Here is a 23,103-nt window from a genome sequence, read left to right on the forward strand (position 1 = left end):
TTTGGAAAAAGTAAAAGTTAAATCTAGATCAAAGAGAGAATCTTTTATAACTATAGATATAGCTATTAAATGCGGTATTATTTCATTTATATTACTATCCTTAAACCTATTTATATAGGTTAATTTTAAAAAGACAGGTCATAGTGTTTTTTAGCTATAATCGCTCTTTTTAATTTACCAACCCCAACATATAAATAAAGATATTTGATGTAACGCACTTCTCACATCAAATATCTTTATTTGCATTATAATTCTTTTAATTTTTTTATCAATAGTTCTCTTCTTTTTTCGGCAAACTCCTCAAAATTTTCAAATTCTAATATATTTGGTATTAAATGATTTTCACAAAACTTTTCTATAGAAATATTCTGCTTATCAGATTCTTCTTCTACCCATTCTTTTAAACCTTTATCTTGTTTTGCTTGATTTTCATTTGCATCTAACATTTGAAGATTTATTATACTATTATAGTTTTCTTGATTTAGATAAAATTCATATTTATCTTTTTCTATATTTTTCTCATCTAAACATTCTTGTTTAAACCATGATACTGGATGTAGGTGATCTTTATGAAAATTTCCATTTTTATAATCTAAATTTGGATATAATAAAGCTAATATACTAAATGTTATATTCTCATCTTTTTGAGACGCTAGTAAATTTTCTATATACTCCTCATCCATATTCATATCCTTAGTAGTTCCTTTCAGTCTATTTATTATTTGATCCTTAGGAAATTCTACTATTGTGTCTTTTATAGGAATATTAGTTACACTATCTGTAAACTCACTTCTTATAGTGCTTAGTATATTGTCTGCCTGATTACCAAAAATTCTTTTTAATAATGATATATTAAGCCATGTACTTATTAAGTTTCTATCTTGTTCGTATATTTTTCTTGATGAGAAATCTGTATATATTTTTCTATGGTATATATAGTATATTATAGGTAACATAGCATTTTTTGAGGTTAATGTAGACTCAACATATCCAAATAATCTAACCGTTTCAAATGCCATTACTGTAGCTTCACGAATTTCTTCCCATTTTTCTTCAAAGTCTTTTGCATTTTCTGCTGAGAAATTAGATACTCTAGACTTTATATCTTTACTGTGTAAATATAAAAATGTTTTTAGCACAAAATCTTTTGATATGAAAAATCCCTTATCTCTTACTTCTTCTATAAGTTTGCTTATCTCTTTTTTTGCATCTTTCTCTTTCCAATTAGCTATTGCAATAGACATTATTAAATCCGAAAAACTTAATGGTTCTCCACCACTATTTATTCTAATAAATATATTTAATGCTTTATCTATATTTTGTTCAGTTTCTAAAAAATAGTTTATAGATTGTTTCATAAATATATTTTCATGTAATATAGATAAAGTTTCATAAGTAAATTCATTTTCTTTTAAATTGTTTTCATCTAAATACTTATTAAATTTAAAGTTGTTAGCTAGCTCTAAGATTTTTCCAACTCTAAACCATTTATGAGGCTCTTTACTATATTGTTCTTCAGTTAAAAATTTAAACTCATATACCCTCCCTTCATCATTTTCTTTAAGTGGATCTAGTATATTTAAATATAATTTTCTTGTAGGTATATTCTGTTCAGTATCTATCTTTCTAACTCTTTGCTTTTTATATGCATAACTTCCTTTTAAACCTATATATAAAGATGTCAACCTTTGTTGTCCATCTAACACAGCGGTAAATTCACTTTTACCATCAGTATTAAACTCTTCATTGTGAGTTTTGAAGTACTCTCTATATTCTTTTAAAAAAGAGTAAAATTTAAATTGATTTTTAGTATCTCCTTCTACTCTCCAAAATAAAAATGAACTTATAGGAAAATCCCTCATTATCGAATCAAATAACCATTCTATTTTTTTGTGACTCCATACAAAATCTCTTTGTATAGAAGGTAATAAATATCTATTACTTTCTATATTATCTATAGCTTGAGCTATTGTAATTGGTGTTTGAAATGACATTTTACTATCCCCTTTATAGTTTAATTTTTCTTCCATAATTGTACTATAACTATATATTAAATTCCATATTTATACATATATCTATAAACAATTATATTTTACTAATGCCTTAAGCTATCTTCTATTCTATATTTTAATTTAAAGTCTAATCTCAACCTCATCTATAAAAAATAGTAATGATTTGCATATGTTTATTCAATAAAAAATTTATTAAGAGTTGAATCTTTATTAAAGTGTTTTTTATTCTAATATCAAAATCACTTTTTTTAGATAATAAAATTAAGGATAACTAAAATTTAGTTATCCTTAATTCTTATAGATATTCAATCTTATTCATATATCTATCCTTTATTGATCTTAGGTTCAACAAATAAAAAGTACATACTTTGTACAACAAATACCTGAGAAAATATTGATATTAGCATTATAAAAAGTTCAGTATAAAATATAGGTCTTAAATTTATATTTAATTCTAGTAGAAATACAAATATAATTGAATATATTAATAGCCCAAATAACATAAATAGGCTAAAGAAATTTCTCAATATTTGTAATTTGTAATACGTGATTATATTATTATTCCTATCTTTTCTTTCTGTTGGCCTACCCTTAGCATCTACTATGTTTTCACTTGATGATGATATTAGCATACCTAATGATGACATTCCAAATGCTGCTAATATAGCTGCTACATTTATAACTATACCATTAAAAGTGGTTATGAATTTCTCAAATTCAGCTATCTTCGAATTACATACTACATATATAAGTGTTGTTAAGATTAGAGGAATTATAAATAAATCAAAAGCTTCTTTTTTTCTTAAACTTGTAAAGAAATTTAACAATATAATTAAAATTTTTCTAACCATATAACCACCACCCTATACCATATTTATATTTTTAAGCCTTTTCATCGCTTATATCTATATCAATAAATATATCATTTAAAGCTTCCACATTTTCATCTATCAAATCCACATATTTTTTAAATAAATCCTCAGATAGAATCAATCCATCATCACCTAGTTTTATATCTACATATTCGCTCATTTTCATTAATTCTGTATCCAGTGAAATACTACTTCCATCTCTTCTACCTTTAATTACTAGTCTTTTTATATTTTTATTTTTTTGAGAATTTGTAAAATATTTTTTTATATTTTTTTTAGTAAATGTCTTTCCTATAGAAGGTTTATACGAGATTTCAACATAATCTCTACTTATATTTTCTTCTGAGTATAAAATATCTTCATCTTTGGTTATTTTTTCTTTTTTTACACTTACATTCAATAAAGATATTTTTTCTAATTTTTCAAGTTCTTCAATGAAATTTTTTGATGGTAAAGCATAGATTTTTATATTGTATTTTAATAAATCTATTTTCTTTCCTTTATCATCTTTATATTTTTCTCTTATCCACTTTCTATAACTAGAGTTCATATGCCTTTCTAATAATCCTATAGTTACTGCCCCATAAACTTTTTCCCAAACAATTAAAGCTCTATTTGCATTTTCAAAAGTTCTTAATATGTAATGCTGCTTTTCTAAATCTCCTTGATTCTTACCCTTTTCAAAAATCGCTTCTAGAGTATCTTTATCTACAACTTTAACTTTTTTATCATACTTTATATAGTTAATTGTAATTTCTCTAGTTGCATCTATTTGTTCATCTTCTGAATCTACTTTTTTAAGACTATCAATATAATAGCATATGCTTTTTGACTTTAAGTCTATCTTTGTATGACTAACTTTACTTGATTCACTTAATATAGATTCAGTCATAGCTACTTCATCTATATTACTTTTAAGTTCCTCGTCACTTAAATCTTCTTCCTCATCATTTTCAACTATAGCTTTCCCTGACGTTCTAACTTCACTATTAAATATAAGTTGGTCATAGTAATGATTTAAAAAGTCTTTTAAAAGCATATCTGATTTTAACTCATTTAATTCATTTAATGTATCTTTTGTTTTTTCTTCTTCTATAACCAATCTGTATAATTCTGTTTTCCTCTTCATTCTTCCCTCCGTATAAAAATATTATAATTGCATATTTATTATTTTTATACATTCATTATACATTATTTTAATATTTAAAAATAGTAAATAAATCCATTTTATACCATTTATGAATCTTGTTTAATACATATTTAATGCTAAATTTTAAATTTTTTAAAAATAAATATTTAGATTTTTAGACTTATCTAAATGTATTTAAGTTTTTATTATTTTCCCACACATCTCTTATGCGCTCTTACATTTACTTCTTTACCAGATTTACAGATTCTTATATGTTCCTTTACATCATGTTCACACCTAATATTTTCGTGTAAATCATCTAAGTTTTCTTGATATTCTATGTAATCTTCATATACATCAGTTTTTGCGCTTTTGTATGATTTATATATATTATTAATGGTTTTATATATTTTATATCCATAATGGACATACTTTTGTAATTTTTTTTCATCAATCTCAATATCTATATTTTTATTTTTATTTTTATATTTTTTATTTTTATCTTCAGTATTAGATTTATTTTCATTAAATTTCAAATTATCTTTTTCTATATTTTGATCTGTCTTTGCCTTTGTATTTATATCTATTATCTTATATTCACTCCATTTACTTGTTTTTAAAACATTTTCTCTAGATTTTTGTTTTAATTTATTTATATAGTCTTGATTTTGTATGTTTTTTACATTAAAGTCTATTTTTGAGTTTTGACTAGGTAATACTCCATGTTCTATATATTTAATATAGTTCAATGATGTACTACGCAAAACTTCTGGTGATATAGATGAGGGTATAAGGCTTTTTCTCGGAAAACTCTCCTTCAAATTATTAAATCGCTCTAATTGCCTAGGCTTCAAATTCTTTCTTCTCTCTTCTTCAGTTGTAATAGTATTGTGTACGTCTAATATAGGTACATTCTGCCTATTTTTATAATTTCGTTCCATTGAATTAAGTATATAATTTGGATTTTCACTAGCCTTCACATCTGGACCAGCCTTGTAAATATATCCATTCCCACATTTTATTATATGTATTATATCTGCTTTTGACTGATGATCTGGATTTAACATAGAGAACACCACATTACTATCTTTATTCTTTATTGAATTGTATTCCATACAAACCATCCACTCTGCTACATATCCATTGAAATTAGCAAATCCTTTTCCTAACACTCCTATATTATCCCTTAAACTTTGTGGTTTATTCACAAGCCTATCTATCGTTTCTTCTTTTAAATTTTTAGTAGATAATTCTTTAATAGCCTTTTTAACTATACTTTTATACTCTTCAGGGATTACATATTCTTTATCTATTAATTTTATTATTTCATCTTGATTATTTAAGTTCTTAAACAACTCTATTCCTCCCTTAATGCTATTTATTTAAACATTATATCACACTATTTATAGATCTAATTTCCTAAATATGAGCTTTATACATAAACCCTATAATTAAGCTTCCTACCCTTAAACTCCACAATACTTCCCTTACTCATTTCAATCAACCTACTCCCCACCGCTTCATCAATATCCAAAAGCTCTTCAACTTCTCTTTCACAACTCACTATAACTGGCAAATTATTAAAATATCTAAAATTAACAATCTCAAACATAATATTTATATCACTCTTAGTAATGCTCCCCTTAAATAAATCATCTATTAAAAGTACCTTAGCTCTTTTATATCTACCAATAATCCTTTCATACTCCTCACTATCCATTACATTTTGTTTAATCCTAGTTATAGCTTCTCGATAAGACATATATAAAACTCCAACACAGTTATCCATAAGTTTATTTGCAATCGCTAGTGATAAATGAGTTTTCCCTGAACCTACTTGTCCTAAAAACATTATTGAGTTATTTCTAGTATTTTTGATTTCATTGAAGCTATTAACATATTTATTAGCTTTTTTATAAGCTTCCACTACTTGAATATCATATGTATAATCGAAGCTTTCAAAAGTCTTTTTCCTAAATTCATCACTTATCCCACTTGATTTTAAAATCTCTTCAGCTTCTCTTAATGCTCTACATTCACAAGGAATAGCTGTATCCCCTTCAATTATAAAAGTTAAATCTCTACACTTATTACATCTATATTTAGTTTTCTCCCTCAATGAATGCTCTGATTTCTCTAAGTTCTTCTTCTGTTGGTTTTCTATAAATGTTTGAGTCCTCTGAGTTAGCATCTCTTTGATACTTAGATTTTCCATGCTCATTGATAGGTGATCCATTTTCATTTCCCCCTTGATTTAATTTTCCAATTTCATAGGCTTTTAAATCTTCAAAAGTCTTTATATTTTTTTCTATCCATTGTTTTATAATTCCGTTAACATACCCTTTATTGCATCTTCCATTATCTGTTGCTATTTCTATAGCTCTTTTAAATAATCTAAAATCTATAGTTTCACTAATTTCAATTAACCACTCTGCTACAATTCCATTAATAAGTCCTATATTTTGCTCATATAGTTTTGCATATTTAGATACATCTTCTTTTACACACATATCCATACCTACATCTTTATTTATGTATTTTTCTTCTTCTTTTTCTTTTTGTTTTTCTTTTTCTTCCCCATAGTGGTTATCTAAGTTGCTTTCAGTTTTAGTCATGGGTATAGATACTGTATTTAAATAGTTGTCCACTTTTTTGATATGGGTATCGATACTGTATCCATACTTATTGCATTCATTTAAAAATAGGTTTATCAAAGTTTGACTTTTAATTTCTTTTAACTCTTTTTCTACGCATTTTTTAACTTTTGGGCTAACTATCTTATTGTATTTAACCCAGTTATTTATAAATATCTCATTTGAAGATTTATCATAGACTATCTTTTTATAACCTTCAAATCTATCTAAAAGTTTTTCAACTGTTTCTCTGTTGTATCCTGTTTCAGTTTCTATTATTCTTCTTGGAAGTTCATAAACTCCACATTGAGTAGTTTTGCTGTTAGTCATTAGATATAAGTAGAAGTATTTCTCTTCTGGTGTTAAATCTAATACAAAACCATCTTGCCAAAAATCTATGTGTACTTGTCTGAATACTGCCATAATATATCCCCCTGTTTTCTTAGTGAGGTGGGCGTTCGTGATAAATATATTCCTTTCCTTCACTGTAAAGCTCTAAAGGACTCGAGCTTTAACGTTTCGTCAATGAATTTATTTACCACTTCACTAACTCATAAGAAAATTCTCGCCACCCCCGTGCCTTTTGTGTTTGATACTGCTTTATTATTTTTTATTCTTACCTTTAACTACTAACGTTCTAATTACTATAGTGCTTGTCCATTTTTCAATATATTTTATTTAGTTTTAAATCTTATATAATTTCATATAAGTATATAGAGGTGATTTATATTGAAACGTGCAACAAACACTTATACTTTATCTAAACGTTTTTCATTATCTTCTATGTTAGCAATCATTGCTTTAATCTTAATTTGCATTGATATATTTGCTGATATTATTATTTTAAGTATTATAGGCTTATTGACTATTGGATGTATCAGCTTATATGATACGATACATAACTATAAGCTTTATAGTATAATACAGTTTTTTTCTTTATTTAATACAGTAGTGAGTTTTACTATTGCTGCATTAGATATTTTTTCTATGTTTTAAAACTTAGGATTTATATAAATTAAACATTTGATTATTCTATATAAATCCTATTTTTATTGTATTTATTTTTAACGAGGTTTTTTTATCTAACTTATGTTTTCTTTAGCTTCTTCTAATTTGTTAATTAAACTTCTCAACTCCTCTGGTTTTAATGAATCTCTTAATATCCTAGCTAGAGTTGAATACATTCTATCTTGAAATTCCTCTATGTTTTCTTGTTGAGGTAAATGCAATACAACTTTCATACTAAGCTCCCCCTAAACAAATACTTATACTTAAATGTATGAGTATCTTGTTTTGTCCTATTCACTAGGTTATTAGCTCAGTATGTAATCTTCTTCTATAACTTTTAAAAAGTGTAGCTGTCCTTTCCCTGTTATAAGAGGTGTTACACTTAGCTTATTTCCACTTTCTGTTTGAACTACTCTTTCTATAACTTTAAATAATCCTCTATCTATGTATTTTTGTTTAGGTGTATTTTTCTCTTTTCCCTTTTTTATTAAATATCCATTTTCTCTAAACCAAAAGTAAAGTCTATTTCTTCCTATAGGTATGTTGTTGTTATTTAATAACTTTGCAAAAGATCCTATGCTAATTGCTCCATCTACTTCGCTTATTGTTTTAGAAAATTCAACATATGGCTTATTAACTACTATGCTTTCTTTTAATAATCCAACTTTTCTTTCAGCTTCACATCTTTTAGATTTTTCATCTATCAATTTTCCCATCAATCTATTTAAAAAGTTTGGATTGTCTAAAACTTCTTCTAATACATTATCAGTCATATAAGCTCCATGACTTCTTATTGTTGGTAAGACTGTTTCAAATACCCACTTTTCAAATCTTCTAGCACTTTTAAGTTTCGACCTAATAATTAATCTATATAAATTAGCTTCATCTATAAATTTCTTATTTACAAACTGTATTGCATCTTCCCCATTTCTCTTTTTACCTGTAATTACCCCTACGTCATGGAACACGACACCCTCTTTATTACAGTGTCTTATCACTGCATCTCTAGGATTTGCATAACCTAAGATTCTAGCACTTTCAATTGCATCGAAATATTCTTTATTATCAACTACTATTACCCCTACTTCTCCAAACTCTTCATTTCTAAAAATCTCCATTTCTACTCCCCCTTTTACTACTTATTACCCTTTTGGTAACCCTCATTTAAAAAAATATATTCTACCCCTAATCCTAATACTTCTGCTATTTTTTTAGCTTCTTTTATGTTAAAGAAAGTTTCCTCATTTTCTTTTTTAATGTAAGTTGATTTTGGCATGTTTATGAGTCTAGCTAAACTTTCTTGTGTTAAACCTTTACTAACTCTAATTCCCTTTAAGTTATTTTTATAAATCAAATATTCTCCCCCTCCTTATTATTACCTAAATGGTAACTTTCTATGATTAAATTATATTACCATTTAGGTAACTAGTCAATACTATTTAATATTATTTTTATTATATTTGGTTACTTTTGTTTACTTTTAGGTAACTTTTATTATAATTATAAATAAACGAGGTGAACAAATGGAAACTTTAGCTTTTAGATTGAGAGAATTGAGAAAAGAAAAAGGTCTTACTTTAGAGCAAATGGCAAACGATTTGAATACCACTAAGGTAACATTGTCTAGATATGAAAATGGCACTCGAGAGCCAAAGAGTGAAATGCTTAGCCAGTTATCGGATTACTTTAATGTTTCAATTGATTACTTATTTGGGAAAACAGATGAAAAGAACCCTTTATCTAAAAAGGGTAAATCTGATGTAAAAAAAGCTTTAGAAGATATTAAAGCCCAACTTGAAAATAGTGACGCCTTAATGTTTGATGGGGAATATTTAAATGCAGATGCAGTAGAAAGTTTACTTTCAGCCATGGAAATTGGTATAGCTATGGCAAAGAAAAAGCAAGAAGAAAAACTAAGGGAAAAAAAATAAATTAATAAAGTTAATAGTTCTTTATATTTAGGGGAGATTTTAATGAACATAAAATATGAGGCAAGAAATCTAATTAATAAATATAAGACTAATAATCCATTTGATTTAATAGATTATTTAGCCATAATATTAGTTGAGAAACCATTAAGGGGTGGTTTAAACGGATGTTATCAAGAAATATTTGGAGAAAAAATTATTTATATAAATAGTGATCTTCCTTACGAGCATAGACTTATAGTAGCAGCTCATGAATTGGGTCATGCAGTTTTACATGAGGGAGAAAATATTTTGTTTTTAAGTAATAATACTTTATCAGTTAAGGAAAGATATAAACGTCAGGCAAATTTATTCGCTGCTGAACTTTTGCTTGATGACTATATATTTAAAGAATACCAAGGATGCACTTTAGAACATATATCTAAGTGCTCGTGTATTCCATATAATCTTGTACGTTACAAGGCAAAGAATCTAGATAATGATACTCTTTAACAAAGTTGGAGGTGTTTTAATTGAAAATAGCAATTTACTCAAGAAAGTCGGTTTTTACTGGTAAAGGTGAATCTATAGAAAACCAAATACAACTTTGTAGCGATTATGCTAAAAGTCATTTTGGTGCTAGTCAAAGTGATATTTTTGTTTATGAGGATGAAGGTTTTAGTGGTAAGAACTTAGATAGACCTGAGTTTCAAAAACTCTTATCTGATGCAAAGAATAAAAAATTTGATATTTTAATTTGTTATAGGCTTGATAGAGTTTCAAGAAATATAGCAGACTTCTCTTCTCTTATAGAAGATTTACAAAAATATAATATATCTTTTGTATCCATTAGAGAACAATTTGATACTTCTACTCCAATGGGTAGAGCTATGATGTTTATCGCTTCAGTGTTTGCTCAATTAGAAAGAGAAACTATTGCGGAACGTGTTCGAGATAACATGCTTGAACTTGCTAAAAGTGGTCGATGGCTTGGTGGTACTGCTCCACTTGGATTTAACTCAGAAAATATATCATATATTGATGATGAGCTTAAAGAAAGAAAAATGAGCAAACTAATTCCAAATAAAGAAGAACTTGAGATTATACGATTAATTTATAGAAAGTACCTAGAATTAGGTTCTATTACTCAAGTTGTAGCGTTTATGTATACTACAAATTTTACTGGTAAAAGAAATAAAGAATTTTCAGCTTCATCTATAAGTAAAATTCTTAGAAATCCTATCTATGTTAAAAGTGATGAGTCAGTTTTAAATTATCTAAAAAATAAAGGTATCAATGTGTCTGGAGATCCCAATGAATGTGGGATACTTACTTATAATAAAAAATCCAAAGGTGTTAAACAAGATAAAAGTGAATGGATAGCAGCAGTTTGTAACTCAAAAGGAATTATAAATGGTAATGATTGGTTACTCGTGCAACAGCTTCTTGATAAGAATAAGGATAATACCAAGAGTTTAAGGCTTGGAACATCTAAGAAAGGTCTTTTAACAGGTATTATTAGATGTAGTAAGTGTGGTTCTCCTATGAGAGTTACTTATGGTCGTAACTACCACTATTATACTTGTACTAAAAAGGTCAATTCAAAAGGAGTTGCATGTGATAATAAGAATGTAAAAGGTCCTGATATTGAAAAAGTTATTATTGAAAGTATTATGGATATCGATACTGATATGCTTTTATCCAATTTAAATGACGGTGAAAGTTCTGCATCTTCTAGAGAGAAAGATATTACAGATATCCAAGCTAAGATTAAATCTAAAAAAATTCAGTTAAATAGTTTATTTGAAAGAATGGTTGATTTTGATGATGAGCTTTCTGATTTATTCAAAGAAAAGATTAATGAGCTCGGTAAAGAAATTAAAGAACTTAATAAGAAGTATAGTGATTTAGTTAATGAGGTTGATAATAATAAAAGAGATTTTAGAAATGTTGAGTTGGTTATAAATGCTGTTAATGAATTTAAAAGTTATTTCGATTGTATCGAGGATTTTCATAAAAGGAAATTTATGCTCGGTGTGATTGTTGATAAGATAAATTGGGATGGGGAAAAACAAGAGGTTGATATTGAATTTTGGGGGAGTAAAAAAAAATAGAAGACTCCCTTCCTTTTATTGCCAAAGTGTCGCAATACATACAATCATGCATGACCTGTATCTATAAGGATTAAATTCTTAGCAAACTCAGGTAGTGAGTATTGTTGACAAACTTTTATATCAAGTTTCTCTGTATTTACAAGTTCTTCTGGTAAAGGTATTACAGCACAACCTTTTTCATTTAAATCTTTTTGAATTTCTTCACTTAAACTTTCTTTTAATAATTTCATAGAGCCACTAAAAGCCCCTAACTCCCCTGTGTTTCTTCTTCCATACATATCTTCTATTCCACACTTACTAGTTATACTAACTCTTCCTCCAAATGAAGGACATCTTAAAACACACATAGCGCATCCATTACCGTACTTAGTGCAATTTCCCATAGGGCCTGAAGATCCTGTTGTTTCTACAAATGAATCTCCACTTATAATCTCCCCATCTTCTAAAACAACAGCTTTTATTTTCTTACCATCTAATTTTACATCTATAACTCTAGAGAAAAATCTTACTTCTATACCCATACTTAATATTTTTTCTCTTACAGGCTTTTCAATTTCTGTTACATTATATATAGTTGAATGTTTGTGGCCTGGAAAATCCATGTCTTTGTGTGTACTATACTTATCTGTTAATTCAAATAACTCACTTGCTCCTAGGGCTATAGCTTCTTCTGTTGCAGTATATCTTCCATTGTTTCTCATTATTCCTCCAACATTACCAAGTCCTAGTAAAAGATCGGTTCTTTCTAAAATAGTAACCTCTGCTCCTGCTTTCCTTGCAGATATTGCAGCTGCACAACCAGCCCATCCGCCGCCTATAACTACTACTTTTGCCACTTTAAATTCCCCCTTAAACCTAAAACAAATTTATTTTAAACTTTTTAGATAATCTCTTCCATTGATTTGAGCTTTACAAGATTTCGTTCTCTTACCATTAATTACAACCGTACATCCTCCACATATTCCTTCCCCACATACAATTAAATTATTATTTGCTATTGAGAATCTAATGTTTTCGTCAACACTATCAACTAGTTTCATGATTTCCTTATTAAAAGAATTAAATCCACCGCTATACACAAGTTCTACATTATTTCTTCTTATATAGTCTTTAATTAGCTCTTCATCTTCTTTTATATTTATGAAGTGAATATTAACATTTAACTCTTTTATTTTGTCTATAACCTCATCTAAAATAGTTCTTCTAGTGTCTACAAATACTTCTACATGATTGTTATTTTTTAAGATATACTTAATTATTTTAGGTGCATTTACTTGAGATAAACCGCTTAATATTACTGCTACATTACTATTTGTTGTAAGTTTAAACTCCTTAAGTCCTAATACCCCATTTAAGTATGGACCTCTTACCCATACTTTATCAAAACTTAATAACGATTTAGTCTTATGTCCAACCTCTTTAATTATTACTTTTAAAATTTCATTTTCAACATCTATATCCATAACAGATATAGGTACATTATATCTTGAGTCAATTTGGTCTTTGCATCTTAATAATATATAAGAACCAGGATTTAATAGTTCTTCTAATAAAATTTTAGGTGTTCTTATCTCTAGTAAGTATATATCCTCTTTTAATTCTTTTTTTGTTACAACATCACACAAAACATCTTGCTTTTCATTACAAGCTGCATTTCGATTGTGTTGCAATTCATTGTATACACAAACCCCCTGCCAAATACAATCACAAGTTTTACTGCCTTGTATTAAACTACATTGAATACAATCTCCTGAATATGCTAAATGACACGGACAATATTTACTTCCGCAATCAGCACATGGTTGTATGCTTATTCTTTTCAAAAGACCACTTCCTTTAGATGATTTTTAAATGTCTAATTTTTAACTGCTATAGTATTAATTTATTATCTAATTTTTATTTTGTTACAATTAAATATTTATATAAATTTTTAAAAACTATATATCATAACTACTACTTTGGAATATAATGTATAAAAGGACATGATTACATATTTAAACTTGCTTATAAATAGTTAGGGGGGAGTTTATTGAATTCTAATTTTGTTTTTTCTAATGAACATTTAATAATTCTACTTTTTGTAGCTATATTCTTATTCTTATTGCCTAAGCTAACCAAAAACTTACTTCCATACAGCTATTTAGTAGAAAAAATTATATGCCTATCATTTGTATTCATAATTATATTAGAACAAATATGTTTAATTTCTTTAGGAAGTTATAATGTTTTGTACACACTTCCGATAAACATAACAAGCATAACAATATATTTGTGTATCGCTATTTTACTTTTTAAAAAATATCATTTATTTAATGTATTTTTCTCATGGAGTATAGTTTGTTCTATAGGCGACTTAATATTTTTTAAAGATTTATATTTTGAGTTTCCACATATTCTTTATTTCTTTTATATAGCATCTAGATTATTACTTTTATATTCTTTAGTTTATTTAGTTGGAGTCAGAAAGTTTTATGTGAATTCTAGATGTATAGTAGATAATATAAAAGCATGTTCTTTATTTTTCTTATTTACTTTTTTATTAAATCACTTCACTAATGCTCATTATGATTATAGTTTTTCAAATGCTAATTTTTATAGCATATTGTTATTCACATTTATTACATCTTTAATTTATTTACCTACATTAATTAAAGATAACAATAATATTGATTTTAAATTCAAACGAAAAAACAAGTTATAAGAGTATTAAATAGTACTCTTATAACTTGTTTTTTTATCTATATTTTTTTTACTTTTTTTAACTATATAAGAACTTATAAAAAACATTCCTATGAAAATTAATCCTATGAAAATCATACTAATTTTCCCATTTTCTAAAATCTTGTTTTTCCATATAAAAATTGGAACTATTAAAATCAATGCACTAATATTATATAAAATTTTATATTTAAGTGGTTCTTCTTCTAAACCATACTTTTCAGATCTATAAAGCTTCAAATATGTTAATACAATTGAAATAAAGAAAGCACCAATCAATATATATACAAAATATTTGCTAACTAATGGTTTGTCTAAGATCAAGTCGCAAAATAACGCCATTATTGCTATTACTAATGAAAGTTTTTTGATAGTCTCTAAGTATACAGCATAAACAGGTGTATTTATTATATAATCTTTGCATATAGTATCACAAAACTCCCTAGGATTAACTATATATTTCTCTAAGCTAATATTTTTATTGCTTAAATTTATATATAAATTATAAACCTTTTGACTGATATCTCTTTTATGAATTTCAAGCATCTTTAAATTTCTTATATACTTTACCATACCAGTATAAATAATAAAATTTTCATCTTTAAAACTCTTTTCCTTATCCCCCATAAATTCACCCCACTGAATTTAAAATATTTATATATATTAATTATATCACATATAAACTATCTTTTTTCTTAATTTTCAGATTAATAAATAAAAAACTTACTTCCCACATTGCTCAAAAAAAAACTCGCCACTAGGCGAGTAAACATATACTTTAGTATGTAAGAAGAAAATTTAAAATCTTAGGTTAATTTAATTATACCACAATTTACCTAGATTGTACTAACTTAAGAAATCTTTTAAATTAATTTTGTTAAATTATATAAAGTTCTTGCTCCTTCTCCTGTAGCTCCTTTAGATTTATATCCACTTTCCTTAGAACTAACGCTAGTCCCTGCTATATCCATATGAATCCAAGGAGTATCTCCTACAAATTCACCTATAAATAATCCAGCAGTTATACAACCACCATCTCTACCAGGACTATTATTTAAATCAGCTTCCTTACCTTTTAAAACTTTTTTATATTCATCAAATACTGGCATTCTCCAGATTTTTTCACCTGATGTTTTTGCTGCTTCATCTAATAAACTATAAAACTCTTCATTATTAGATAATACAGGAGTTACAACATCTCCAAGGGCTACTACCGCTGCTCCTGTTAATGTAGCTATATCTACAACTTTATTAACTTTTTCTTTATTTATAGCATAATAAACAGCATCTATTAAAGTTAATCTACCTTCTGCATCTGTATTTAAAATTTCTATTGTCTTTTTGCCCATTGAATTTATTATATCTCCTGGCTTATATGCATTTCCAGAAATTAAATTCTCACAAGCAGCTACTACAGCTATAACATTTTTATTAAGTTTAGCTTTTGCAATACCACACATAGCTCCAATTACAGCTCCTGCTCCACCCATGTCTGTTTTCATATCAACCATAGAGTTTGTAGGTTTTATAGAGTATCCACCTGAATCGTATGTTAATCCTTTTCCAACTAAACCTAATACATCTTCACTATTTTCATCTCCAAAGTATCTCATAACTATGAGTTTAGGCTCTTTATCAGAACCTTTAGCTACTGCTAAGAATGCATCCATTCCTAAATTTTCAATTTCTTGCTTACCATATATCTCAGTTTCAAAGCCAAACGTTTTACCTAATTCTACAACTTCATAAGCTAGAGTTGCTGGGTATATAACATTTGATGGTTCATTCACTAAGCTTCTTGATACTAATGTCATTTGTGCAAGTAATTCACCTTCATTTATACTATTGCTGAAGTTCTCATTTAAGCCTAAATTTATTATTATTTCTTTATCAGTTTCATTACTTGTAATATACTTAGTAAAATCATATGCCCCTAATTCAAGACCTTCTACTAAAGCTTTTACATGATCTTTATTTAAGTACTCTTCTATATTTAAAAAACTTACCTTTTTAGATTTCATTTTTTTCAATTTTCTTGATATGTCTCCACCAATGTTTCTTATGTCATCCATAGATAAGTTTTCATCATTTCCTAAGCCAACAAACATTACGTTTAAAAATTTATCTTCTGTATATATTTTATTTAATTCTATATTACAACAAGTAGCCTCAAACTCTTCTTTTAAAGCTTCTAAAGCCTTTTCTTTAAATTCAACTTTTTTATCGCTGTCTATAAAAAATATACTTAACTCATTTTCTTGTATCAAATTTTTTTCATTTGCAATCTTTATACTCATAATATACCTCCTATAAATTTATAATAGATACTTACCCACTTTATAAATATCTACACTATAAATTTATTCTACATAAGCTATATTATTTCTTTCATTATATTAATAGTTTTTTGTAAACTTTCTTCAAGTTCTTTTTTCTTTTGTAAATCTAATTTATCTATTTTATCATTTACTATCTGCATAAACTTTTCTACTTCTGTATTAACTACAACTTCACCTTCCGCTGTTATACCATAAAAAGTATTTCTTCTATCTTTAGAATCTTCTTCTCTATAAACATACCCTAACTCTACTAGCTTGTTTAAAAGTATACATAAACTAGATGTTGAAACATATAACTCTTTACTTAAATTCTTTAATTCTATTTTTTCACGCTTTTGAATTTCAACCAAAGTAAAAAATTGCTTCTTTGTTAATACTTTACCTTTTTTATATCTATCAGTATTTGTTGATTTAATCAAATTTTGATAATTGTTCATACTTTGTATCAATAATTTTGATATTTCTTTATTTTCCATATGCTCACCTCTCCTATAGTTTAAAACCCTGACAGTTTAATTTAACCCTAAAAATTAACTTGCCTTATATGTATTATACTATTGTTTTTCTAATTTTTTAAGTGACAAATGATTAAATTGTAAAATATTTTTAAAAAATTCACTTTGTTCATGTCGCCAACGACTTTGTCCGTTGCTCAAAAACAAAAGCTATAGAAATGAATTAACCTTTTTCTATAGCTTTTATTCTTTATTTTAACATTCTTTATTATCCTTATTTTCACAATCATTATTTTTTAATTTTTGAATTTTTTCTAGTATTTTAGGTGTAACGCTTAATATATTATCAACCATATTTATATTATGATCTAAGCTCATAAGTCTTGTTTCTCCATTTTCAACTACTACAAATGCTACTGGTTGAAGCGATATCGCGCCTGCACTTCCTCCTGCAAAGTTTGAATCATCTGTGTTTTGTATTTCTTTTTTTTCACTCTGTTTTTCACATTGTCCTCTTGAATACTCGCCTCCACCTATACCAAATCCTATTGTTACCTTAGATATAGGAACTACTACAGTTGTTTCTGTTCTAATTGGATCTCCAATAATAGTATTTGCATCAATAGTTGTTCTAATTGAATCAAGAGTTGTATCCATTATACTCTTTATCGAACTTGCCGATCTCATTCACTTCACACTCCTCATTATATTTTACTTTTTTATATACTTTTATATCAATATATATTTTATAAATTCCCTTAATTAAAACTACTATATCCTTCATAGTAGGTCTTATATGTAAAACTCCCTTATATTTTATGAAGTTTTGAGTATAGCAGGGTGTTACTTTTAAATACATTTTTTCTGAATCAAAATAATTACTTATATTTCCATATAAAATATTTATTAAGACATATATAAAAGAAGTAAAATTTATATTTTCACTTCCATATGATAAATTAGAATATACTTCACTTACTTGAACCTTTCTAACAGTCCTATATAAAGCTATCAAATTTTCTAATTGAATCATTTGTAATTTAACTTTTTTAGTTTTACTTTTACTCTCCTTATTTTTTTTATTTTTCTTTTCTTCTTTTGGCTTACTTATAGGATAGACAGTTCTTGTTATATTGATTAAATTAAAAAAGTATCTAAGTGATACCCTTATCTCTGTATTTTTATTATCTATATCAGCTGTTACAATTAAATGAATCCTACTATTTAAAATAAAAAATAGAATCGGTATTCCTACTACAATAGAAATAAATAAAATACTCATTAAATCTTTATAGTTCATATTTATATTATTTTCCATTTTTTCAAAAGTATGCAAAAAAATAGTAGATGATAAATAAATATTTTATCTCATCTACTATTTTAAGATTTATTCGTTTTCATATTTTTCTATAGATGGTAAATCCTCTAATTTTTCTATATTTAGTAATTTTAAAAACTCATTAGTAGTTTTATAAATTATAGGCTTACCAATTCTATCTAGTCTTCCTGCTTCATATATAAGGTCATTTTCAAGAAGTGTTTGTATAACCTTATCACTTTTAACGCCTCTTATTTCTTCTATTTCAACCTTTGTTATAGGTTGCTTGTATGCGATAATTGTTAAAGTTTCTAAAGTTGCTTGACTTAAAGTCTTCTTTCTTTTTGGCTCTAATATATTTTTTATAAATTCTGAGTACTCTTTATTTGTACACATTTGATATTTATCTTGTAATTTAATGATTTGAATACCCCTGTTATTTTCTTTGTAATCCTCAATTAAGCTATTTAACATTATCTCAATTTCTTTAGAAGAAAGTTCTTCATTTATAGCATTATTTAAATCTTTTATGCTTATAGGTTCACTATATGCAAACATTATAGCTTCTATAATATTTTTTATTTCATCACGTCTCATATTAACTCTCCATATTCCTCTTTATTAAGATATCTTCAAAGAATAAGTCTTGAACAACCATTATTTCATTTGTTTTTATAAGTTCTAAAACCGATAAAAAAGTTGCTATTATTTCATCTTTTTCATATGTATCTATCAGATTTGTAAACCTTATATTTTCTTTTTCTTTCATGATATCTCTAACATAGTGCATCTTTTCCTCTACAGATATAATACGAGTTCTAACAATCTTGTTTAACTTTTCATCTTTTACTTCTTCTAATTCATCTTTTTTCACTTTCAATATATGAGGAAGTATTTTTACTATAGAGTCTAGAGATATCGTTTCTAAATCTAAATTTTCTTCAACTACTACCTCTTCTTTCTTCCTATAAAATACATCTTCTATGTAAGTAACATTACTTTTTAAGTCGTCTGTAGCATTTTTAAACTTTTTATACTCCACAAGCTTTTCCATAAGTTCAAGTCTAGGATCTTCCTCTTCTTCATCATTTCTTTGCTTGTATAGTAAATATTTAGATTTTATTTGTAAAAGCTTCGATGCCATTATTATAAATTCACTTGCTATTTCTAAATCAAATTCTTCAAGCATATCTAAGTATGCTAAATATTGTTTAGTTATCTCTATTATAGATATATCCTTTATATCTATTTTATGTTTTGCTATAAGATCATATAAAAGATCTAGAGGCCCTTCATATACCTTAAGTTGTACACTATATTTCATAAATTACCTCGGTTTTTAGTATAAATTTACCATTTAAATTATAAATGTAGCCACTATACTATATAATACATTTACTATAGGATTTAATATTATTAAATGGAAATTAGTTAATATTAAAAGTATAAATATAAATGTACTCATACTTTCATACTTATAAGCAACATCATAATATTTAAGTGGTATAAATGTAGATATTATTCCCCATCCATCAAGTGGTGGCAATGGTAATAGGTTAAATGCTGCAAATCCTATACAATACGAAACTATAGCATTAAATATAATTAGTACTGCTTCAATACTAGCAAATCTCATAAGGTTTGCAAATATTATAGCTGTTAACAGGTTAAATGCTGGCCCTGCTAAAGAAACTAACAAATTTCCAACCTTATAATTTTTAAAATTATTTGGATTTACAGGAACTGGCTTTGCCCATCCAAATCTTGCAATTATAAGCATTATAAGTCCTAATGGATCCAGATGTTTTAATGGATCTAACGTCATTCTTCCGCTCATTTTTGCAGTATCATCTCCTAGAAGATGAGCTACATATGCATGTCCAAATTCATGAACAGATATAGCAACTGCTATTCCTACTGCAGTTACCAAAAACTGACTTAATATATTCATTCAATTTTCTCCTATTTTTTAAGTTTTAATATTATTATAACAATATCTATCTTTATAATCAAATTATCATTGATAAAAATCTTATACTTAAAGATTTCACTTTGATTATTTAATATCATAAAAAATTCACTTCGTTCATGTCGCCAACGACTTCGTCCGTTGCTCAAAAAGCTTTTTTACGCTCAAAACATATAATTTTGATGTAACTAAGTTTTATAGGATATTTACATTTTTTTAGTAAATATGATTTTCTTAAGCGTAAAAAAGACCTAGTTTATCTAGGCCTTTTAAAACATGTTGTCTATTACTCTTTCAAACATTCTAAAGTAACTTGCTTTGTTTATATCTTTTTCATTTACAAGATCAACTTTACCTACTTGGTTATTTCCTTTATAAATGTTTATAGTTCCTAATTTAGTACCTTTTTTAACTGGCATTTTTATATTTTCACAAACTTGTATTTTTTTAGTAAAATCTTTGCTTTCACCTTTTTTGATAAGAGCTGTTAAATCTTCTTTTGCAACTAAGTTAACTTTATTTTCTTCAGCTTTATCTAATTTTAGTGTAGCTATAGCATCTCCTCTAGAGCATAATTTAACACTTTCATAGTTCGCAAATCCATAACTTAAAAGAGATGATGCATCTTTAAATCTTTCTTGTGTTGTAGGTGAACCTAAAGTTGCTGCTACTAAATGTGTCTCTCCTCTTTTAGCTGATGCAGATAAACAGTATTTTGCTTCTTGAGTAAATCCTGTTTTTACACCAGTTGCTCCTTGATAGTGTTTAATCATTTTATTAGTATTAGCAAGTCCTATAGATACTTGCTTTTTACCAACTACTATTTTATCCATCCAAGTTGTCAAATATTTAGTTATTTTTTCATGCTTTAATAATTCTTTAGACATTAAAGCTATATCATGTGCTGACGTATAGTGATTGTCTACAGGTAATCCGTTAGTATTAGAAAAATGAGTATCTTTCATTCCCAATTCTTTTGCTTTATCATTCATCATACCAACAAACTCTTCTTCACTTCCTCCTATAAACTCAGCCATAGCTACACATGCATCGTTTGCAGAAGCAACTGCAATACCTTTTAATAAATCGTCAACCTTTTGAGTTTCTCCTGGTTCTAAGAAAATCTGACTTCCACCCATTTCCGATGCTCTTTCACTTATTTGAACCTGGTCATCTAACTTTATCTTTCCACTATCTAAAGCTTCAACTGCAAGTAACATTGTCATTACTTTTGTAACACTTGCTGGAGGAAGTTTCTCATGTGAATTTTTTTCAAATAATATTTGTCCACTTCCTACATCCATTAATATAGCTGATTTAGATGATAATTCCATAGATGTATTAGCTTTTTTATCATCTGCAAAAGCTGTAACGCTAAAAGACATAAAAACCATCATAATAGCTAAAACTACACTAGTAAATCGTCTCATTAATTTCACCTCTTGATGTTTTATTTGATACTATTTTTTCACATTTTGCCTAAATTTATGCGAGTATTTTAATAAACATCAATTATAAGATTTTTATATGGTTTTATTTACCAAATAATTCTTTACAATTATATAGTATATGCAAGCTTCATTAAAGTTTTTTATATCCATTCCCAATACATCTTTAATTTTTTCTAGTCTATATATTAATGTATTTCTATGCAAATATATCTTATTAGATGTCTTAGATATGTTAAATCCAGTTTCTATGAAAGCTATACCAGTTTCTAAAACTAAATTATCTACCTTATCAATTAAATTATAATCAAATAATTTTTTATATATAATATCAGTTCCACATAATTCAATCATATTGTATAAAGCTAAATCAAATATATCAAAATATTTCCTATCACTATTTTCTATCGCTATATATTTTTTTAACCTTTTGATCAAGTCTAACTTAATATCAAACTCATCTTTACTTTTAATTTCACCTAAATTTATTATGTATGTCTTTTCATAAGATTCAGTCTCTATGATTTGAGGAGTATCCTTATTTATTAAGTCTACATTCTCTGTGTTTAATATAAAATTTCCTTTATAGTTTACTATATTCACATCTTCATATAGAGTCGTTAAAATCTCATTTAATAAAGTCTTATTTACATTCTTTTGATATATCAAATAAAAATTTCCTTTTAAATTATTAATATTATCCTCTTCTATAAGTTCAATAACATACTTTTGATTGTCCCAAACTACAATTTGATGATTTTCTTTTAAAATATCATTTTTATTATATTTGTATAAATTAATCTTTTTCCCCAATTGATTTTCAAAAAACTCTATTAAATTCTTCACCATCCCACCTCTTATTTTTTAGTTTACTTATCTCTATTATAAAACAAAAGCTGAGAAACCAAAATATACTCTTAGTTTCTCAGCTTTTAAATAGTTTACTATCTTATTGCATTAGCAGTTTCTTTATCAAATAGATGAACTTTATTTTTATCTAGAGCTAACTTTAAGTTCTGACCGTATTTAACATTATATCTTGAATCAAATCTTGAAGTTATACTCTTACCTCCAACAGTTAAGTATGCATATACTTCTGCCCCCATAAGCTCACTTATTTCTACTGTAGCATTAAATATTGTATCTTGGCTGTTATCTATAAATATATCTTCTATATGAAT

Annotated in this window: 27 protein-coding genes; 5 read left to right on the forward strand and 22 right to left on the reverse strand. The window is 26.6% G+C overall.

Features of this window, described 5'->3' with window-relative positions; genetic code table 11:
- Window positions 1-245: 245 nt before the first annotated feature.
- From ACRDDE_RS12060 to ACRDDE_RS12085, 6 genes are all read right to left on the reverse strand, one after another.
- A complete protein-coding gene (locus tag ACRDDE_RS12060) occupies window positions 246-1,994 on the reverse strand; it encodes a DUF262 domain-containing protein (protein ID WP_438627609.1) in 1,749 nt (582 codons plus the stop codon).
- Window positions 1,995-2,335: 341 nt separating this feature from the next.
- Entirely contained in the window at window positions 2,336-2,863 is a 528-nt protein-coding gene (locus ACRDDE_RS12065) for a hypothetical protein (RefSeq protein ID WP_438627611.1), read from the reverse strand.
- 31 nt (window positions 2,864-2,894) lie between these two features.
- On the reverse strand, window positions 2,895-4,013 hold the full coding sequence (locus ACRDDE_RS12070; protein WP_438627613.1) for a hypothetical protein: 1,119 nt from the start codon (window positions 4,011-4,013) through the stop codon (window positions 2,895-2,897).
- Window positions 4,014-4,219: 206 nt separating this feature from the next.
- Window positions 4,220-5,368 carry a hypothetical protein gene (locus ACRDDE_RS12075; RefSeq protein WP_438627615.1) on the reverse strand — a complete coding sequence of 383 codons (1,149 nt, stop codon included), beginning with the start codon at window positions 5,366-5,368 and terminating at the stop codon, window positions 4,220-4,222.
- Between the two features lie 77 nt (window positions 5,369-5,445).
- Window positions 5,446-6,132 (reverse strand): DnaA ATPase domain-containing protein, encoded by a 687-nt coding sequence (locus ACRDDE_RS12080; protein WP_438627617.1) that lies wholly within the window; start codon window positions 6,130-6,132, stop codon window positions 5,446-5,448.
- Window positions 6,116-7,069: a DnaD domain protein gene (locus ACRDDE_RS12085; protein WP_438627619.1), complete on the reverse strand. Its 954-nt coding sequence runs from the start codon at window positions 7,067-7,069 to the stop codon at window positions 6,116-6,118. The genes ACRDDE_RS12080 and ACRDDE_RS12085 overlap by 17 nt, the downstream gene beginning before the upstream one ends.
- A gap of 306 nt (window positions 7,070-7,375) precedes the next feature.
- Here ACRDDE_RS12085 and ACRDDE_RS12090 point away from each other — a divergent pair, with 306 nt between their 5' ends.
- Window positions 7,376-7,642 (forward strand): hypothetical protein, encoded by a 267-nt coding sequence (locus ACRDDE_RS12090; RefSeq protein WP_438627621.1) that lies wholly within the window; start codon window positions 7,376-7,378, stop codon window positions 7,640-7,642.
- An 86-nt stretch (window positions 7,643-7,728) separates the two neighbouring features.
- Here ACRDDE_RS12090 and ACRDDE_RS12095 read toward each other — a convergent pair whose 3' ends face one another.
- From ACRDDE_RS12095 to ACRDDE_RS12105, 3 genes are all read right to left on the reverse strand, one after another.
- Window positions 7,729-7,887, reverse strand: coding sequence for a hypothetical protein (locus tag ACRDDE_RS12095; protein WP_170182773.1), 159 nt, complete (start codon window positions 7,885-7,887; stop codon window positions 7,729-7,731).
- Between the two features lie 72 nt (window positions 7,888-7,959).
- Window positions 7,960-8,772 carry a phage antirepressor KilAC domain-containing protein gene (locus ACRDDE_RS12100; RefSeq protein WP_438627623.1) on the reverse strand — a complete coding sequence of 271 codons (813 nt, stop codon included), beginning with the start codon at window positions 8,770-8,772 and terminating at the stop codon, window positions 7,960-7,962.
- Between the two features lie 17 nt (window positions 8,773-8,789).
- Window positions 8,790-9,008: a helix-turn-helix transcriptional regulator gene (locus tag ACRDDE_RS12105; RefSeq protein WP_142730421.1), complete on the reverse strand. Its 219-nt coding sequence runs from the start codon at window positions 9,006-9,008 to the stop codon at window positions 8,790-8,792.
- Between the two features lie 169 nt (window positions 9,009-9,177).
- On the opposite strand from ACRDDE_RS12105, the gene ACRDDE_RS12110 reads away from it, so the two are divergent.
- Genes ACRDDE_RS12110 through ACRDDE_RS12120 form a run of 3 tightly spaced genes read left to right on the forward strand, consistent with a single transcriptional unit; the run spans window position 9,178 to window position 11,675 of the window.
- Window positions 9,178-9,585, forward strand: coding sequence for a helix-turn-helix domain-containing protein (locus ACRDDE_RS12110; RefSeq protein WP_438627625.1), 408 nt, complete (start codon window positions 9,178-9,180; stop codon window positions 9,583-9,585).
- Window positions 9,586-9,627: 42 nt separating this feature from the next.
- Window positions 9,628-10,074: an ImmA/IrrE family metallo-endopeptidase gene (locus ACRDDE_RS12115; protein ID WP_438627627.1), complete on the forward strand. Its 447-nt coding sequence runs from the start codon at window positions 9,628-9,630 to the stop codon at window positions 10,072-10,074.
- A 20-nt stretch (window positions 10,075-10,094) separates the two neighbouring features.
- Window positions 10,095-11,675, forward strand: coding sequence for a recombinase family protein (locus tag ACRDDE_RS12120; protein ID WP_438627629.1), 1,581 nt, complete (start codon window positions 10,095-10,097; stop codon window positions 11,673-11,675).
- Window positions 11,676-11,719: 44 nt separating this feature from the next.
- On the opposite strand, the gene ACRDDE_RS12125 is transcribed toward ACRDDE_RS12120, so the two are convergent.
- Window positions 11,720-12,511, reverse strand: a complete 792-nt coding sequence (locus ACRDDE_RS12125) for an FAD-dependent oxidoreductase (RefSeq protein WP_438627631.1) — start codon at window positions 12,509-12,511, stop codon at window positions 11,720-11,722.
- Window positions 12,512-12,541: 30 nt separating this feature from the next.
- Window positions 12,542-13,498, reverse strand: a complete 957-nt coding sequence (locus tag ACRDDE_RS12130; RefSeq protein WP_438627633.1) for a 2Fe-2S iron-sulfur cluster-binding protein — start codon at window positions 13,496-13,498, stop codon at window positions 12,542-12,544.
- 206 nt (window positions 13,499-13,704) lie between these two features.
- Here ACRDDE_RS12130 and ACRDDE_RS12135 point away from each other — a divergent pair, with 206 nt between their 5' ends.
- Complete coding sequence (locus ACRDDE_RS12135) at window positions 13,705-14,376, forward strand: TMEM164 family acyltransferase (protein WP_438627635.1); 672 nt, start codon at window positions 13,705-13,707, stop codon at window positions 14,374-14,376.
- A gap of 5 nt (window positions 14,377-14,381) precedes the next feature.
- Here the strand turns inward: ACRDDE_RS12135 and ACRDDE_RS12140 are convergent, their stop codons facing one another.
- The 11 genes from ACRDDE_RS12140 to ACRDDE_RS12190 all read right to left on the reverse strand — a co-directional run.
- On the reverse strand, window positions 14,382-15,020 hold the full coding sequence (locus ACRDDE_RS12140; protein ID WP_438627637.1) for a hypothetical protein: 639 nt from the start codon (window positions 15,018-15,020) through the stop codon (window positions 14,382-14,384).
- Window positions 15,021-15,256: 236 nt separating this feature from the next.
- Entirely contained in the window at window positions 15,257-16,690 is a 1,434-nt protein-coding gene (locus ACRDDE_RS12145; RefSeq protein WP_438627639.1) for a leucyl aminopeptidase, read from the reverse strand.
- 77 nt (window positions 16,691-16,767) lie between these two features.
- Entirely contained in the window at window positions 16,768-17,208 is a 441-nt protein-coding gene (locus ACRDDE_RS12150) for a MarR family winged helix-turn-helix transcriptional regulator (protein WP_438627641.1), read from the reverse strand.
- Between the two features lie 234 nt (window positions 17,209-17,442).
- A complete protein-coding gene (locus tag ACRDDE_RS12155) occupies window positions 17,443-17,874 on the reverse strand; it encodes a GerW family sporulation protein (protein WP_187359423.1) in 432 nt (143 codons plus the stop codon).
- Entirely contained in the window at window positions 17,828-18,487 is a 660-nt protein-coding gene (locus ACRDDE_RS12160) for a hypothetical protein (RefSeq protein ID WP_438627643.1), read from the reverse strand. The genes ACRDDE_RS12155 and ACRDDE_RS12160 overlap by 47 nt, the downstream gene beginning before the upstream one ends.
- Before the next feature lie 87 nt (window positions 18,488-18,574).
- Complete coding sequence (gene scpB / locus ACRDDE_RS12165) at window positions 18,575-19,102, reverse strand: SMC-Scp complex subunit ScpB (protein WP_438627645.1); 528 nt, start codon at window positions 19,100-19,102, stop codon at window positions 18,575-18,577.
- Between the two features lies 1 nt (window position 19,103).
- Window positions 19,104-19,829, reverse strand: a complete 726-nt coding sequence (locus ACRDDE_RS12170; RefSeq protein ID WP_438627647.1) for a segregation and condensation protein A — start codon at window positions 19,827-19,829, stop codon at window positions 19,104-19,106.
- 33 nt (window positions 19,830-19,862) lie between these two features.
- Window positions 19,863-20,456, reverse strand: coding sequence for a site-2 protease family protein (locus ACRDDE_RS12175; protein WP_438627649.1), 594 nt, complete (start codon window positions 20,454-20,456; stop codon window positions 19,863-19,865).
- 287 nt (window positions 20,457-20,743) lie between these two features.
- Entirely contained in the window at window positions 20,744-21,904 is a 1,161-nt protein-coding gene (locus tag ACRDDE_RS12180; protein WP_438627651.1) for a D-alanyl-D-alanine carboxypeptidase family protein, read from the reverse strand.
- A 93-nt stretch (window positions 21,905-21,997) separates the two neighbouring features.
- Entirely contained in the window at window positions 21,998-22,768 is a 771-nt protein-coding gene (locus ACRDDE_RS12185; protein ID WP_438627653.1) for a helix-turn-helix domain-containing protein, read from the reverse strand.
- Between the two features lie 98 nt (window positions 22,769-22,866).
- The coding region (locus tag ACRDDE_RS12190) for a TOBE domain-containing protein (protein WP_438627655.1) at window positions 22,867-23,103 on the reverse strand (237 nt) is incomplete at its 5' end.

Source organism: Paraclostridium sp. (assembly GCF_051656405.1).
Lineage (GTDB): Bacteria > Bacillota > Clostridia > Peptostreptococcales > Peptostreptococcaceae > Paraclostridium.

What these genes read in the sequence shown, in the direction of transcription:
- ACRDDE_RS12060 (WP_438627609.1), bottom strand. Translation starts at nt 1,994, where the DNA reads ATGTCATTTCAAACACCAATTACAATAGCTCAAGCTATAGATAATATA.
- ACRDDE_RS12065 (WP_438627611.1), bottom strand. Translation starts at nt 2,863, where the DNA reads ATGGTTAGAAAAATTTTAATTATATTGTTAAATTTCTTTACAAGTTTA.
- ACRDDE_RS12070 (WP_438627613.1), bottom strand. Translation starts at nt 4,013, where the DNA reads ATGAAGAGGAAAACAGAATTATACAGATTGGTTATAGAAGAAGAAAAA.
- ACRDDE_RS12085 (WP_438627619.1), bottom strand. Translation starts at nt 7,069, where the DNA reads ATGGCAGTATTCAGACAAGTACACATAGATTTTTGGCAAGATGGTTTT.
- ACRDDE_RS12095 (WP_170182773.1), bottom strand. Translation starts at nt 7,887, where the DNA reads ATGAAAGTTGTATTGCATTTACCTCAACAAGAAAACATAGAGGAATTT.
- ACRDDE_RS12100 (WP_438627623.1), bottom strand. Translation starts at nt 8,772, where the DNA reads ATGGAGATTTTTAGAAATGAAGAGTTTGGAGAAGTAGGGGTAATAGTA.
- ACRDDE_RS12110 (WP_438627625.1), top strand. Translation starts at nt 9,178, where the DNA reads ATGGAAACTTTAGCTTTTAGATTGAGAGAATTGAGAAAAGAAAAAGGT.
- ACRDDE_RS12115 (WP_438627627.1), top strand. Translation starts at nt 9,628, where the DNA reads ATGAACATAAAATATGAGGCAAGAAATCTAATTAATAAATATAAGACT.
- ACRDDE_RS12140 (WP_438627637.1), bottom strand. Translation starts at nt 15,020, where the DNA reads ATGGGGGATAAGGAAAAGAGTTTTAAAGATGAAAATTTTATTATTTAT.
- ACRDDE_RS12145 (WP_438627639.1), bottom strand. Translation starts at nt 16,690, where the DNA reads ATGAGTATAAAGATTGCAAATGAAAAAAATTTGATACAAGAAAATGAG.
- ACRDDE_RS12150 (WP_438627641.1), bottom strand. Translation starts at nt 17,208, where the DNA reads ATGGAAAATAAAGAAATATCAAAATTATTGATACAAAGTATGAACAAT.
- ACRDDE_RS12155 (WP_187359423.1), bottom strand. Translation starts at nt 17,874, where the DNA reads ATGAGATCGGCAAGTTCGATAAAGAGTATAATGGATACAACTCTTGAT.
- ACRDDE_RS12160 (WP_438627643.1), bottom strand. Translation starts at nt 18,487, where the DNA reads ATGAACTATAAAGATTTAATGAGTATTTTATTTATTTCTATTGTAGTA.
- scpB (WP_438627645.1), bottom strand. Translation starts at nt 19,102, where the DNA reads ATGAGACGTGATGAAATAAAAAATATTATAGAAGCTATAATGTTTGCA.
- ACRDDE_RS12170 (WP_438627647.1), bottom strand. Translation starts at nt 19,829, where the DNA reads ATGAAATATAGTGTACAACTTAAGGTATATGAAGGGCCTCTAGATCTT.
- ACRDDE_RS12175 (WP_438627649.1), bottom strand. Translation starts at nt 20,456, where the DNA reads ATGAATATATTAAGTCAGTTTTTGGTAACTGCAGTAGGAATAGCAGTT.
- ACRDDE_RS12180 (WP_438627651.1), bottom strand. Translation starts at nt 21,904, where the DNA reads ATGAGACGATTTACTAGTGTAGTTTTAGCTATTATGATGGTTTTTATG.